This window comes from Rhodococcus sp. NPDC004095, from assembly GCF_053604015.1.
The window spans coordinates 111,430-128,305 of the sequence record NZ_JBSGGS010000004.1 but is presented as its reverse complement, the minus strand read 5'-3'; the positions used below and the strand labels follow the sequence as shown (position 1 = coordinate 128,305).

Here is a 16,876-nt window from a genome sequence, read left to right as displayed (position 1 = left end):
GGACGATGATTTCTTCGAGTTGGGTGGCAACTCGCTGATCGCGACGCAGGTCGTCGCCCGGATCGGTGCCGCACTCGACGCGACTGTGCCTGTGCGGGTGCTGTTCGAGGCCTCGTCGGTGGCTGCGTTGGCATCGGCTGTGGCGGGGATCGCGGGTACGGGTGCGCGGCCGGTTCTGGTGGCTCGGTCTCGTCCGGAGCGGGTTCCGTTGTCGGTGGCGCAGCAGCGGCTGTGGTTCCTGAACCGGTTCGATCCGGAATCGACCGCGTACAACGTTCCGGCGGCCGTGCGGTTGACCGGTGCACTGGACGTGGAGGCGCTGCGCCTGGCCATCGGTGACGTGCTCGAGCGGCACGAGTCGCTGCGGACCGTGTTCCCGGATGTCGACGGCAACGGCACCCAGGTGGTCCTTCCTGCCGATTCGGTGCCGGTGGCGGTGGAGCCGGTCGATGTGGCCGAGGCAGACCTGCTCGGTGCGGTGGTCGGGTTGTTCGGGACGGCGTTCGATCTGACCGCCGAGGTGCCGCTGCGAATGGCGTTGTACCGCCTCGGCGACGGTGATCACGTGTTGGCATTGGTCGTTCACCACATCAGCGCCGACGGGTGGTCCGCAGGCCTGCTCATGCGCGACATGATGCTGGCGTACGGAGCCCGCAGCGCCGGTACCGCGCCGGGGTGGGATCCGCTTCCGGTGCAGTACGTCGACTACACGTTGTGGCAGCGCGAGGTGCTCGGCTCCGAGCGTGATCCGCAGTCGCTGATGTCGAAGCAGCTGGACTTCTGGGTCGACGCCCTGCGTGGCGTACCCGATGTCCTGGAGTTGCCGACCGACCGGCCGCGGCCGGCGGTGATGTCGAATATCGGTGCGCGGCACGAATTCACGATCGACGCCGAACTGCATGCGGCGCTCGACGCCATGGCGCGACGCCACGGCGCGACACAGTTCATGACGATGCACGCGGCACTCGCGGTCCTGCTCGCGCGGCTGTCCGGTACCGGCGACATCGTGATCGGAACGCCGGTGGCGGGCCGCGGCGACGCCGCGCTCGACGACCTGGTGGGCATGTTCGTCAACACGCTGGCGCTGCGCACCGCGGTGGACGGCGGAAACTCCTTCGACGAGGTGCTGGCACAGGCCAGGGAGACCGACCTGGGCGCGTTCGGTCATGTGGACGTGCCCTTCGAGCAGATCGTCGAGGCACTCAATCCCGCTCGGTCGCAGGCGTACTCGCCGCTGTTCCAGGTGGCGATGTCGTTCGAGAGCCAGGACGGCGGGCAGATCGATCTCGGAGAGCTGTCGATCGCCGCCGTGGAGACTGACGTGTCGCCGGCCAAGTTCGACCTCAACTTCGGCTTCGTCGACGCATACGACAACGCGGGCACGCCCGCGGGCATGACCGGCGTGCTGACCTACTCCCGCGCGCTCTACGACGAGTCGGGTGCACAGCGACTCGGTGAGGCGCTGCTGCGGGTCCTGCATGCCGTGGTCGCGGACCCGGCCGCCCCGGTCGGTGACATCGACCTCCTCGGCGAGGCGGAGCGCGACCGGATGTTGGTGGATTGGAACGACACCGGGGCGCCGGTGTCGTCCACGACGCTGGACTCGATGTTCGCGGCCCAGGTCGCGGCGACGCCGGACGCCGTGGCGATCGTCTCCGGCACCGACACCCTCACCTACCGTGAGTTCGACAGCCGGGTCAACGCGGCCGCGCGGCACCTGATCGGGCGGGGAGTCGGGGTGGAGTCCCGGGTGGCGCTCGCGGTGCGCCGCTCCATCGACCAGGTGACGGCGATGTACGCGATCGTGCGTGCCGGCGGTGCCTGCGTTCCGGTCGATCCGGACCAGCCCGCCGAACGGATCCGGTACGTCCTGGACACCGTGGATCCGGTGTGCGTCCTGGTCGATCCGAACACCGCCGTCGACTGGTCCGGCCCGGTCATCGAGGTGTCGGGCCTCGTCGACGGCACGGACGACCGCCCGGTCACCGACGCGGATCTGATCGGCGAACTCCACGCGGAGAACACCGCGTACGTGCTGTTCACCTCCGGGTCGACCGGTAGGCCGAAGGGCGTCGCCGTCTCGCACGCCGCGGCGGCCAATCAGTTGGCCTCGATGCAGCGCGAATACGTTCTCGACGAACACGATTCGGTGCTGCAGAAGACACCGGCCACCTTCGACGCCTCGGTGTGGGAGTTCTTCTGGCCGTTGCAGAGCGGTGCCCGGCTGGTGCTGGCGACCGCGGACGGACACCGGGACCCCCAGTACCTGGCGCGGGTGCTGGTCGAGCAGTCGGTGACGACCGTCCAGTTCGTGCCGTCGATGGTTCCGATGGTCCTCGCCGAGCTGTCCGAGTCCCGGACGTCGCCACTGCGGCGCCTGTTCGCGGGCGGCGAGCCGCTTCCGGCGACCGTCGCGGCCGAGTTCAGCCGCGTCACCGGTGCCCGGGTGCACAACCTGTACGGTCCGACCGAGGCCGCCATGCAGGTCACCCGTCGTGAGGCGAAGGCCGGCGACCCGGCGATCGTGCCGATCGGCGGCCCCGTCGAAGGCACTCGGGTGTACGTGCTCGACACCCGCATGCATCCGGTGCCGGTGGGCGTGCCGGGCGAGCTGTACCTGACCGGTGCCCAGTTGGCCCGCGGCTACGAGGCCCGCCCCGACCTGACCGCGGAGCGGTTCGTGGCGAGCCCGTTCGGCGGCGGTGAGCGGATGTACCGAACCGGCGACCTGGTTCGCTGGAGTCCGTCGGGTGAGCTGGAGTTCCTGGGCCGCACCGACTTCCAGGTCAAGCTGCACGGCCTGCGGATCGAACTGGGCGAGGTCGAGGCCGCACTCGCCGCGCATCCGGACGTGCGGCAGTCCGTCGCCGCAGTGGTCGACACCGCCGCGGGAACGCATCTGGTCGGCTACGTGACGGTGACCCCCGGCTCCGACGTGGACGTCACAGAGGTGACCGCCGCCGCGGCCGCACAGTTGCCTGCATACATGGTGCCGACCCGGATCATGGTTCTCGACGAGTTCCCCGTGAACTCGTCCGGCAAGGTCGACCGGAAGGCGCTGCCCGCACCGGCGTTCGAAGCGAAGGAGTTCAGGGCGCCGACGACACCGGTCGAACAGACCGTCGCCGACGTGTTCGCCGACGTGCTCGGCGCAGGTCGGGTCGGCCTCGACGACGACTTCTTCGACCTCGGCGGCAACTCGCTGATCGCGATGCAGGTCGCTTCGCGGCTCGGCGCCGCGCTCGACACCACGGTGCCGGTTCGGGCGATCTTCGACGACGCCACCGTCGCCGGCCTGGCCGCTCGGGTCGGGCATCTGGCCGGGCGAGGTCGTCGGCCGGAGCTGGTCGCACAGGAGCGCCCCGAGCGGATTCCGCTGTCCCTCGCGCAGTCCCGGATGTGGTTCCTCAACCGGTTCGATTCGGATTCCGCTGCGTACAACATTCCTGCGGCGATCCGGCTCTCCGGTGAGTTGGACGCGGATGTGCTTCGCACCGCTGTCGCCGACGTGGTCGCACGGCACGAGGTGCTGCGCACCGTGTACCCCGAGTCGGCCGACGGGCCGGTCCAGGTGGTCGTCCCCGCAGCGGACGCGATGCCGGACCTGGTTCCCGTCACCGTGCCCGAGTCCGAGGTGACCGCCGTTGTCGGTGCGTTCCTGCAGGGCGGGTTCGACGTGACCACCGACGTGCCGGTTCGTGCGCTCCTGCTTCGGATCGATCGTCCGGACACGGAGATCGAACACGTGCTGGCGGTGGTGGTCCACCACATCTCGGCGGACGGCGCGTCGATGGCGCCCTTCACCCGGGACCTGATGGTGGCCTACGCGGCCCACTCGGCGGGGCAGGCCCCGGAGTGGGCGCCGCTGCCGGTGCAGTACGCGGACTTCGCGTTGTGGCAGCGGGACGTACTCGGCTCCGAATCGGACCCGCAGTCGCTGATCTCGACCCAGCTGGACTACTGGAAGGCGGCGCTCGCCGGCCTGCCCGACCAGCTCGACCTGCCGACGGACCGGCCGCGGCCCCCGGTGCAGTCGTATCACGGTGGCCGGGTGCACTTCGACGTCGACGCGGACCTGCATCGCCGGCTCGCCGAGTTCGCCCGAACCCAGGGCACGACGCTGTTCATGGTGGTCCACGCCGCCTACGCGGCCCTGCTGGCCCGGGTCTCCGGCACCGGTGACATCGCGGTCGGCACCCCGTTCGCCGGCCGTGGCGAGGCCGCGCTCGACGAGATGATCGGCATGTTCGTCAACACCCTCGTCCTCCGCACCGAGGTGGACGCGGCGATGACGTTCACCGATCTGCTCGGGAGTGTCCGCGACACCGATCTGGGCGCCTTCGGTAACGCGGACGTGCCGTTCGAGCGTCTGGTGGAGGTGATCAACCCGACCCGGTCCACGGCACGGCATCCGCTGTGCCAGGTGGGCTTCTCGTTCCAGAACATCGCCGCGACGAGTTTCGAACTGCCGGGCCTGTCCATCTCCGCGGTCGACTTCGAGTCCGAGATCTCACAGTTCGATCTGCACCTGATCGTCGCCGACGCGTACGACGGCACCGGGAGCCCGGTGGGAATGTCGGCCGGTATCTCCTACGCCACAGCCCTGTTCGACCCGGAGACGGTCGAGAAGCTGGCGGCCCGGTTCGTCCGCCTACTCGAGGCGATCGTCGCTGATCCGTCGGCGGTGGTCGGCGACGTCGAGTTGCTCGACGAGGCCGAGTCCGGCCGGATGCTGGGAGACTGGAACGCGACGGACGAATCGGTTCCGGATGTGTCCCTGGTGGAGTTGTTCGACGCCCAGGTGGCGCGGACGCCCGATGCTCCGGCGTTGGTGTTCGAGGGTGAGACGCTGACCTACGCGCAGTTCGACGCGCGGGTGAACCGGTTGGCGCGCAGGTTGATAGGTGAGGGTGTCGGCCCGGAATCTCTGGTCGGTCTGGCCGCGCGCCGGTCGTTCGACCTGATGGTCGGCATGTACGCCATCGTCAAGGCCGGCGGCGCGTATGTGCCGATCGATCCCGACCATCCGGCCGACCGGATCGCGCTGGTGCTCGAGTCGGCAGCCCCGACGGTGGTGCTCACCCGCACCGCGGACGCGATCTCGCTGCCCGGGCAGGTGCGGGCTCTCGCGATCGACACCGTCGACCTGTCCGGCGTCGACGCGGCTCCGGTCACCGACGCGGACCGGCGCGCACCGTTGCGGACCGGGAACCCGGCGTACGTGATCTTCACGTCGGGCTCGACGGGACGGCCCAAGGGCGTCTCCGTGTCTCACGCCGCCGTCGTCAACCAGATGGTGTGGAAGCAGGCGGAATACGCCCTCGGGACGAAGGATGCGGTGCTGCTCAAGACCGCCGCCACCTTCGACCTGTCGGTGTGGGAGTTCTGGTGGGCGCTGCAGACCGGTGCCCGGCTCGTGATCGCCCGCCCCGACGGACACCAGGACCCGGGCTACCTGCTCGATCTGATGACCCGCGAGTCGGTGACGACCCTGCACGCTGTGCCGTCGATGCTGTCGATGCTGTTGTCCGACAGCGGCGCCGGGTTCCCCGAGTCGGTGACCCGCGTGCTGGCGATCGGCGAGGCGTTGCCGGCGGAGACCGCCGCGCGACTCCGGGCGGCCAGCAGTGCCCGGCTCGACAACCTGTACGGGCCGACGGAGGCCGCGGTCTCGGTGACCGCGTATCGCACTCGCGAAACCGACACTCTCACCGTGCCGATCGGTGTCCCCGAGTGGAACACCCAGGTGTTCGTACTCGATTCGCGGCTGCACCCGGTCCCGGCCGGCGTCGCCGGTGAGCTGTACCTGGCAGGTGCGCAGCTCGCGCGCGGCTACTTCGGCCGCCCCGACCTGACCTCGGATCGGTTCGTGGCCAACCCGTTCGCCGGTGGCGTGCGGATGTACCGCACCGGTGACATCGTGCGGTGGAACTCGGACGGGAACCTCGAGTACCTCGAGCGCGCCGACTTCCAGGTCAAGGTGCGCGGATTCCGCATCGAGCTCGGGGAGATCGAGTCCGCGCTCCGCGCCCGACCCGGCGTCACCGAGGCGGTCGTGGTGGCCCGGGACGACGCGCCCGGGGGCACCCAGCTCGTCGGCTACGTCGTCGGTGACGGACTCGACGGATCCGAGATCCGCAGCGCGATCACGGGCGCCGTGCCGTCGTACATGGTGCCGGCGGTGGTGATGGTGCTCGACGCGATGCCGTTGAGCGTGAACGGCAAGGTGGAGCGGAGGGCACTGCCGGCGCCGGAGTTCGCGGCGAAGGAGTACCGGGCGCCGTCGACCGAGGCGGAGACGGTCGTCGCCACCGTGATCGAGCAGGTACTCGGCGTCGACCGGGTCGGCCTGGACGACGACTTCTTCGAGCTGGGTGGCAACTCGCTGATCGCGACGCAGGTCGCCGCACGGCTGAGCGCGGCACTGGACACCCGGGTGCACGTTCGGGTGCTGTTCGAGGCCCCGGTCGTCGAAACCCTCGCCGCCCGAATCGAATCCGAGACCGGTGACGGCGACCGAGTCGAGCTGGTCGCGCGTCCGCGGCCGGAGCGGATTCCGTTGTCGGTGGCTCAGCAGCGGTTGTGGTTCCTGGGACAGTTGGACCCGGAGTCGTCGGCATACAACATTCCGGCGGCGGTGCGGTTGACCGGGGCACTGGACGTGGATGCACTGCGGTCTGCGATCGGTGACGTGCTGGAGAGGCACGAGGCGTTGCGGACGGTGTATCCGGAATTCGAGGGCAACGGCACCCAGGTGGTGCTGCCGGTCTCGTCGGTCCCGGTGGCGTTGGAACCGGTCGATGTGGTCGAGGCGGACCTGCTCGGTGCGGTCGTCGGGCTGTTCGGGACGGCGTTCGACCTGACGGCGGAGGTGCCGCTGCGGGTCGCGCTGTACCGGCTCGGCGGCGACGAGCACGTGTTGGCGCTGGTGGTGCACCACATCGGTGCCGACGGCTGGTCTACCAGGCTGCTGGTGCAGGATCTGATGGTGGCGTACGCGGCCCGACAGGCCGGCCTGGCGCCGGGCTGGGATCCGCTGCCGGTGCAGTACGCGGACTACGCGCTGTGGCAGCGGGAGGTGCTCGGTTCCGAGGACGACGACGCGTCGTTGATCAGTCGTCAGCTCGGGTTCTGGACGGACGCGCTCGACAATCTGCCCGATGTGCTCGAGTTGCCGACGGATCGTCCGCGGCCGGCGCTGGCGTCGAACCGGGGTGCGGTGCACGACTTCGAGATCGACCGGGAGCTGCACGCCGCGGTGGATGCGCTCGCCCGGCAGCAGCGGGCCACCGCGTTCATGGTGGTGCACGCCGCGGTCGCGGTGCTGCTGGCCCGGCTCACCGGCACCGGTGACATCGCCGTCGGTTCACCGGTCGCGGGCCGTGGTGAGCAGGCGCTCGACGACCTGGTCGGCATGTTCGTCAACACTCTCGTGTTGCGGACGCCGGTCGACGGTGCGCAGTCGTTCACGGCTGTTCTCGACTCGGTGCGGGAGGCGGATCTGGCGGCGTTCGCGAACGCCGATGTGCCGTTCGAACGGCTGGTCGAGGCGCTCAATCCGGTTCGTTCGCAGTCGCACTCGCCGTTGTTCCAGGTGTCGCTGGCGTTCCAGAACCTCGGCGGCAGCGCGCTGGAGCTGGACGGGTTGCGGGTCGCACCGGTGGAACCCGATGTGGTTCCGGCCCGGTTCGATCTCGAGTTCGCGTTCGCCGACGCCTACGACGACGGTCGGCCCGCGGGGATCGGTGCGCGGCTGACGTACGCGACGGACCTGTTCGACGCGGCGACCGCGGCGCGGTTCGCGGAGGCGCTGGCACAGATTCTGCGGCAGGTGACGGCCGATCCGGCCCTGCCGGTCGGTGATGTCGAGATCGTGCCTGCCGCGGATGCGGAGTTGATGCTCGAGGCGTGGAACGCGACGGATGCGGCGGTGCCTGCGGGCACTCTCGTGGATCTGCTCGTCGCGACCGCGCAGGACCGAGCGGACGCGCCAGCAGTGACCTTCGACGGTGCGACGGCGACATTCGGGGAGTTCTCCGGTCGGGTCAACGCGCTCGCGCGGCAGTTGATCTCGATCGGTGTCGGTCCGGAGTCCACCGTCGTCGTTGCGGCGCGGCGCTCGGCCGAGATGCTGGTGGCGATGCACGCGGTGATGACCGCCGGAGGGGCGTACGTGCCGGTGGATCCGGATCAGCCGGTGGAACGGCTCGAGTCGGTGTTCGACATCGCACGACCGGTGTGTGTGCTGACCACCGCGCGGGACGCGGTCGATCTGCCGCCCGGCCTCCCGGTGGTCGAGGTGGATCGGTTCGTCGAGTCCGCGTGGGCCGGGTCTGTGGTGACCGATGCCGAGCGGGTCGGTCCGCTGCGGCCGGAGAATGCGGCGTACGTGATCTTCACGTCCGGTTCGACCGGTGTGCCGAAGGGTATTTCGGTCAGTCACGCGGCGATCGTGAACCAGTTGAGCTGGTTCGTCGACGAGTACCGGGTAACCGCGGACGACGTGCTGCTGCAGAAGACTCCGGTGGTGTTCGACCCGTCGCTGTGGGAATTGTTCGTGCCGTTCGTCGCCGGTGCACACCTGGTGATCGCGGCGCCGGACGGGCACCGCGACTCGCGGTACCTGACCGAGGTGTGCCGTGAGTACGGCGTCACGATCCTCGGGTTCGTGCCGTCGATGCTGGCGGCGTTGGTGGCAGACGGTGAGAACGCGCTGCCGCCCTCGGTGCGGGCGCTGCAGTTGGCCGGTGAGGCGTTGAGCCCGGAGCTGGCGGCCCGGACGATCGAGGCGTGGGGCGTCGGGGTCGACAATGCGTACGGTCCCGCGGAGACGACATTGACTTCGGTGCACTATTGGTGCGACGGGTCGGAGTCGGACACGATGCCGATCGGTGTGCCGGTGTGGAACATGCAGGCGTACGTGCTGGACACGCGTCTGCATCCGGTTCCGCTCGGAGTGGCCGGCGAGTTGTACCTGGCCGGCGGCCAGGTGTCGCGCGGCTATCACGGACGGGCGGATCGGACGGCGGAGCGGTTCGTCGCCAATCCGTTCGGTGACGGTGGTTCGGTGATGTACCGCACCGGTGACCTCGCCCGCTGGCGCGGCGATGGACAGCTGGAGTACCTGGGGCGCACCGACTTCCAGGTGAAGCTGCGTGGTCAGCGGATCGAGCTGGGCGAGATCGAGTCCGCGCTCGAACGCATCGACGGCGTCTCGCAGGCCGTGGTCGTGCTCGACTCGAGTGGTTCGGCCGGCGACCGGCTGGTCGGGTATGTCGTGCCGGTCGCCGGTGCCGAGTTGGTCGGTGGTGACCTGCGGACCGCGGTGGCAGCGGCGTTGCCCGCGTACATGGTGCCGTCGACGGTGATGGTCCTCGCCGAGTTCCCGCTCAATACCAGTGGGAAGCTCGACAGGAAGAAGCTGCCGGCTCCGATTTTCGAGACCCGGGCCTTCCGTGCCCCCGCGACTCCGGCCGAGGAGCTGGTCGCGGAGGTCTTCACGGAGGTCCTCGAGGCCGGTCGGGTTGGTGCGGACGACGACTTCTTCGAGCTGGGAGGCAACTCGCTCATCGCGATGCGGGTGGTGTCCGTGCTGTCGGCACGGGTGGACGGCCGGGTGTCGGTGCGTGACCTGTTCGATGCGCCGACCGTTGCAAGTCTCGCCACCCGGGTCGAGCGTGCCCGCGGCGCGGGGCGCCGGGAGGCGCTCGTCGCGATGCCGCGTTCGGAGCGGACCGTGCCGCTGTCGCTGGCTCAGCAGCGGATGTGGTTCCTCAACAGGTTCGATCCCTCCTCGGCCGCGTACAACATCCCGATCGCGCTGCGGCTGAGCGGCGCACTGGATCTCGAGTTGCTCGGCGCCGCGGTCGGCGATCTCATCGCTCGGCACGAGGTGCTGCGGACGGTGTACCCGGACACGGCCGACGGCCCGGTCCAGGTGGTCCTTCCCGCGGACAAGGCGATTCCGGATCTCGATCCGGTCCCGCTCTCCGAAGAGGACGTCATCCCGGCGGTCGGCGAGTTCCTGTCGACCGGGTTCGACGTGACCGCCACTGTCCCGATCCGGGTGCGTCTGTATCGCGTGGAGGAGGACGAGCATGTGCTCGTCATCGCCATCCACCACATCTCCGGCGACGGCTACTCGGTTGCGCCGCTGACCCGTGACCTGATGACTGCCTACCTCGCGCGCAGCGCGGGATCGGCGCCGCAGTGGGCGCCGCTTCCGATCCAGTACGCGGACTACGCGCTGTGGCAGCATCGGGTCCTGGGCGCGGAAAGCGACCCGGAATCGCTGATGCACCAGCAGCTCGACTACTGGAAGTCGGCGCTCGACGGGTTGCCGGATCAGCTCGACCTGCCGGCGGACCGGCCGCGCCCGTCGGTGCAGTCGTACCAGGGCGGGAGGGTGACGGTCTCGGTCGACGCCGAACTGCACCGAGCTCTCGACGAGCTCGCCCGCTCCCACGGCTCGACGATGTTCATGGTCGTGCACGCTGCCTTCGCGGTGCTGCTGGCGCGACTGTCCGGGACTTCGGACATCGCCGTCGGCACCCCGTTCGCCGGTCGTGACGAGGCGGCAGTCGACGACCTGATCGGCATGTTCGTAAACACCCTCGTGTTCCGGACCCACGTCGACCCGGCGTCGGCCTTCACCGACCTGCTCTCGGAGGTCCGCGAGACGGACCTCGGCGCCTTCGGCAATGCGGATGTGCCGTTCGAACGTCTCGTGGAGGTGCTCAACCCGACGCGGTCCACGGCGCGGCATCCGCTCTGCCAGGTGGGCTTCTCGTTCCACAACATGGCGGCGAGCGAGTTCACCTTGCCGGGTCTGCGGATCGCCCCCGTTGAGTTCGACGTCGAGGTCTCGCAGTACGACCTGCACCTGTCGGTGACCGACATGCGCGCAGCGGACGGTGAACTGGATGGGATGACGACGTCGCTGACGTACGCGACGGCGCTGTTCGACCGAGAGACCGCGCAGGACGTCGCAGACCGATTCGTCCGGGTGCTGACGGCCGTGGTTGCGAACCCGGACGTGGTGGTCGGCGATATCGAGATGCTCGACGCGGTCGAGCGTCGACAGGTGATCACGGAATGGAACGACTCGGTGCACGCGGTGCCCGGCGATGAACTGCTCCTCGACCGGTTCCGTGCTCGGGCGGCGGCGACTCCGGACGCGGTGGCGGTCGTGTACGAGGGACAGTCGTTGACCTACGGCGAGTTCGCAGGCCGCGTCAACCGTCTCGCGCGCCGGCTGATCGCGTCCGGTGTCGGTCCGGAATCGCTTGTGGCGTTGGCAATCCGACGGTCGCTCGACCTCGTCGTCGGAATGTACGCCGTGGTCGAGGCCGGTGGCGCATACGTGCCGATCGACCCGGACCACCCGGCGGAGCGGATCGGCCACATCCTCGACACCGCGGATCCGGTGGTGGTCCTGACCACCGCCAGGGACGGGTTCGCGGTCGCGGGGGACCGGTCCGTGCTGTGTATCGACACGGTCGATGTGTCGGGTGAGTCGGATGCGCCGGTTTCGGATGTGGACCGGGTGCGGCCGCTGTGGCCCACCCACCCGGCGTACGTGATCTTCACCTCGGGATCGACGGGCAAGCCCAAGGGCGTCGCGGTCCCGCACGGTGCGATCGTGAACCAGATGCACTGGATGGCAGCCGAATACGGCCTGTGCGCGGATGACGTGTACCTGCAGAAGACGGCCACGACGTTCGACGTGTCGTTGTGGGGCTACTTCCTGCCGCTCCGCGCGGGCGGCACGCTGGTCGTCGCCACCCATGACGGACACCGCGATCCGGCGTACGTGGCCGAGACGATCGGCCGACACGGCGTGACACTCACCGACTTCGTGCCGTCGATGCTGACGGTTTTCGCGGAGTACGCGCCTGCCGACGCGCTCGGTTCCCTGAGGGACGTGTTCGTCATCGGCGAGGCGTTGCCCGCGGAAACGGTGCGCGCTTTCGCCGCGGTGTCGTCGGCACGCATCCACAACCTGTACGGCCCGACGGAGGCCGCGGTGTCGATCACCTACGCCGACGTGACCGACACGGTGGCCGGCGGCGCGGTGTCGATCGGTCGTCCGCAGTGGAACTCGCAGACGTATGTCCTCGACTCGCGACTGCAGCCGGTACCTGCCGGGGTCCCGGGTGAGCTCTACCTGGCGGGTGCCCAGTTGGCACGCGGTTACCACGGTCGGGTGGACCTGACGTCGGATCGGTTCGTGGCCAACCCGTTCTCCACTGCGGGGGAGCGGATGTACCGGACGGGTGACCTCGTCGCCTGGGGCAAGGACGGTGCGCTGAGCTACATCGGCCGCACCGACTTCCAGGTGAAGTTCCGCGGACAGCGGATCGAGCTGGGTGACATCGAGTCGGCGCTGCTGACGCATCCGTCGGTCCTGCAGGCCGCCGTGACGGTGGTGGAGACGCCGAACGGCGACCACCTCGTCGGCTATCTGGTGCCCACACCGGAGGGGGCCCTCGACCTCGACGAGGTCAAGACCCACGCCGCGCGCTCGCTGCCGTCCTACATGATTCCGTCGGCGCTCACCGTCCTCGATGCGTTCCCGCTGAACTCGTCGGGCAAGCTGGACCGGAAGGCGTTGCCGGAGCCGGTGTTCGAGGCGCGCACCTTCCGGGCACCGGTCACCACGACCGAGATCGTCGTCGCGATGGTGTTCGCCGAGACCCTCGGAGTCGAACAGGTCGGGCTCGACGACGACTTCTTCGACCTCGGCGGCAACTCGCTGATCGCAGCGAAGGTCACCGCCCGGCTCGGTGTCGCGCTCGATGCCACCGTGCCGCTTCGCGTGCTGTTCGAGGCATCGGCGGTCGAGTCGCTTGCGGCGCGGATCGATGCCGGAGGGGGAGCGGGGCAGCGGGTTGCGCTAATCGCGCGGCCCCGCCCCGACCGGATTCCGCTGTCGCTGGCGCAACGACGGATGTGGTTCCTCAACCGACTCGAACCGGGCTCGGCGGTCAACAACATTCCGGCGGCGATCCGGCTGTCGGGTGCGCTGGACGTCGACGCCCTCGGGGCGGCGATCGCCGACGTCATCGGCAGGCACGAGGTGCTTCGCACCGTGTATCCCGACAGGGTGGACGGGCCGGAGCAGATCGTGCTGCCTGCCGACCGGGTGTCGCTCGACCTCGTTCCGGTCGATGTCGCCGATGACGCGGTGCTCGCGGAGGTTCTCCAGACGGTGACCGTCGGCTTCGACGTCACGACCGAGGTGCCGTTCCGTGCAAGGCTGCTGCGCACCGCGCAGCGCGATGGAAACGATGCCGACTACGTCCTCGTTGTTGTCGTCCACCACATCGCCTCGGATGGCGCATCGGTGGCGCCGCTGGTCCGGGACGTCGCAGTCGCGTACGCCGCGCGAAGCGCGGGGCAGGCGCCGGCATGGGCTCCCCTGGCGGTGCAGTACGCCGACTACACGCTCTGGCAGCGTGAGGTGCTCGGGTCCGAGGACGACCCCGAGTCGCAGGTGTCGCGGCAGCTCGCCCACTGGCAGAGGGCGCTGGACGGACTTGTCGAACAGCTGGATCTGCCCGCCGACCGGCCGCGGCCTGCCGTCGCATCGAATCTCGGACGGACGTACGGGTTCTCGATCGACGCGAGTGTCGAGGCCGGACTGAACAGGGTGGCCCGGGAGCACCGGTCGACGTTGTTCATGGTGGTTCACTCGGCGCTGGCGGTGCTGTTGGCGCGGCTGTCCGGCACATCCGACATCGCGATCGGCACGCCGATCGCCGGCCGAGCGGACGCTGCACTCGACGACGTGGTCGGCATGTTCGTGAACACGCTGGTGCTGCGGACCGAGGTGGACGCCGCGGAGTCGTTCGGCGGGTTGCTGGCGCGGGTCCGGGACACGGATCTGCAGGCGTTCGCACACGCGGACGTGCCGTTCGAACGGTTGGTCGAGGTGCTCAACCCGGCTCGTTCGCAGGCGCGCCATCCGCTGTTCCAGGTGATGCTGGCCTTCCAGAACCTGGCGCCGACGAGTCTGGAACTGCCGGGGCTGGCAATGTCCGGGGTCGACTTCGACGCCGCGTTGGCGAAGTTCGACCTGCAGCTGACGCTGGTGGAGGGCGCCGGCGAGGGCGACATGAGTGCCGCGTTCACGTACGCGACGGATCTGTTCGACGAGGCGACGATCGCGTCGTTCGCGGAACAGTTCGAGCAGGTCCTGCGGGCGATCGTCGAGGACACGTCCACCGCGGTCGGCGATGTCGAGGTGCTCGACGAGGCCGAGCGCGAGCGGGTTCTGGGGTGGTCGCGCGGTCCCCGTGTCCCCGGGACCGAGACGTCACTGCTCGGGCGGTTCGCCGCCCGGGTCGACGTGGCTCCGGACGCAGCGGCAGTGGTGTGCGGCGACGAGTCGGTCACCTACGCGGAGCTCGACCGGCGTTCGACGGAGCTGGCCTGCACGCTCATCGAACGCGGCGTCGGCGTCGATGACGTCGTCGGGGTGATGCTGCCGAGGTCGGTGTCGTGGATCGTGTCGATGATCGCGGTGTGGAAGGCGGGTGCAGCCTACGCGCCGATCGACCCCTCGCACCCCGCAGACCGTGTCGAGTCGATCCTGATCGACACGGCGGCGCGCTGCGTGATCGGCGCGGCCGATCGGGAACTGGCGGTTCCGGTGATCGCACCCGACGCTGTCACCGGGCACACGGCGACGCACCCGACCGACCGGTGGTGCGACGAGCACGCGGGCCGCCGGCTGGGTTACGTCATCTCGACGTCGGGCTCGACGGGCAAGCCGAAGCCGACGCTCGTTCCGATGGCGGGTATCGAGAACACCGTGGCGTGGTACGAGGGCGAGCTTCCCGCCGAGGGCGGACTGTTGATCGCGTCGTCGCCGAGTTTCGACCTGACCCAGAAGAATGTGTGGGCGGCGCTGGCGGGAGGCCGGTCGGTGCATCTCGCCACGGACGGTTTCGATCCCCGGGAGATCCTGGCGATCGTCGCCGGTGGCGGTGTCCGGGTGGCGAACATGTCGCCCAGTGCCTTCGAGGCGGTCGTCGACGGAGATGCCGACGGCGCGCTGGCGGCACTCGACGTGGTGTTCCTCGGCGGTGAGCCGATCAACGTCGGCAGACTCGCGGTACTGATGGAATCCGGTGTGCGCGTGGTCAACAGCTACGGACCCACCGAGGCATCGGACGTGGTGTCGTTCCAGGCCGCATCCGTCGACGATGTTGCCGGAGTACCGATCGGACGCCCGGTGCCGAACCTCGACCTGTTCGTCCTCGATCGCCGGTTGAACATCGTTCCGGCCGGTGTGGAGGGCGAGCTGTACGTCGGTGGTGTGGGCGTCGGACGCGGCTACGGCGGAAGGTTCGACCTGACATCCGACCGATTCGTCGCCAATCCGTTCGGGGAGCCCGGCGACCGGATGTACCGCACCGGTGACCTGGTGCGGTGGAACCGCGAAGGGGCACTCGAGTACATCGGGCGCACCGACTTCCAGGTGAAGCTGCGTGGACTGCGCATCGAGCTCGGCGAGATCGAGGCGGTGCTGCTCGCTCACGACGCGGTCGCCAGGGCCGTCGTTCTGGTGCACGGCGACGACACCGGCGATCGGCTGGTCGGCTATGTCGTCGCCGAGCCCGGTGTCGCGGTCGAAGCACTCGACCTGCGGTCCTGGATGGGCGCGCGGTTGCCGTCGTACATGGTGCCCTCGGTGGTGACGGTTCTCGACGAGTTGCCGCTCAACGCCAACGGCAAGGTGGACCGGAAGGCGCTGCCGGCGCCGGTCTTCGTCGCGACGGAGTACCGGGCACCGTCCACCGCCGAGGAACAGCTGGTGGCCGCGGCGATCGCGGAGGTCGTGGGAATCGAGCGAGTCGGTCTCGACGACAACTTCTTCGACGTCGGCGGCAACTCGCTCATCGCCACGAAGATCGTGTCCAGACTGACCTCGGAACTCGGATTCGAGGTGCCGCTGGTCTGGCTGTTCGCGGAGGCGACGACGGAAGCGTTGGCGGCGCGAATCGCATCTGCGCGGTCCGGCGAGATCGAGCTCCTCGGCGCGGATGCGTTCGGAGTCGTGCTGCCGATCCGGGAGGGGCGCGATCGACCGCTGTTCTGCGTCCATCCGGTCGTCGGCCTCTCGTGGGCCTTCGCCGGGCTGGCGCAGAACCTCGATCCGACACGTGGTGTCTACGGGCTGCAGTCGCCCGCACTGAGCGGCGACGGAGCCGTACCCGATTCGATCGAGGCGTGGGCGGAGCGGTACGTCCGGGAGATCCGCGCGGTGCAGCCGACCGGTCCGTACAACATTCTCGGTTGGTCGCTCGGCGGCGTCATCGCGCACGCGATGGCGGTGCAGTTGCAGGCGGAGGGCGAGGAGGTGGCCCTGCTGTCGATGATGGACAGCTTCGCTGCCGCGGGACTCCAGCATGCCGCGGAGATCGAGGCGGATCCGGCCGTCGAGCCGGCCGCCCCGACCGCGCGGGACCTGTTTGCGCTGGTGCTGCCGGGCGTCGACCTCGACGGACCCGCAGTCGAGGGCGACCTGACCGCTGGCGCTGTTGCGGAGTTGGTGGCCGGGCTGCCCGAGCCCTTCAACGGGCTCGGCGCCGATCGGATTGCGGCGGCGATGGCGGCAGCGGAGACCTCGATGGCGCTGTCCGCGGCCTACGAGCCCGCACAGTTCAAGGGTGATCTCGTGTACTTCACCGCGATGCAGGACGATCCGACCGGAGTGCGGGGGGTGTCGACCTGGGAACGGGTGATCGGTGGTCGCATCCACAATCACCCCATCGACACCACCCACTGGACGATGGCGTCGCCGGCGGCGTTGACGCGGATCGCGGCTGTTCTCACCGAGACGTGGGCGTCGGACGAAGGTCGTGGGTGA

The 16,876-nt window shown here is 69.3% G+C and carries 1 protein-coding gene (cut by a window edge); it reads left to right on the top strand.

Features of this window, described 5'->3' with window-relative positions:
* A protein-coding gene (locus tag ACWEPG_RS08990) for a non-ribosomal peptide synthase/polyketide synthase (protein ID WP_452594283.1) crosses the window boundary here: on the top strand, nucleotides 1–16,876 show its 3' portion. It extends 11,441 nt beyond the left edge of the window; only the last 16,876 of its 28,317 coding nucleotides appear in the window; its start codon lies off the left edge, out of view; its stop codon occupies nucleotides 16,874–16,876.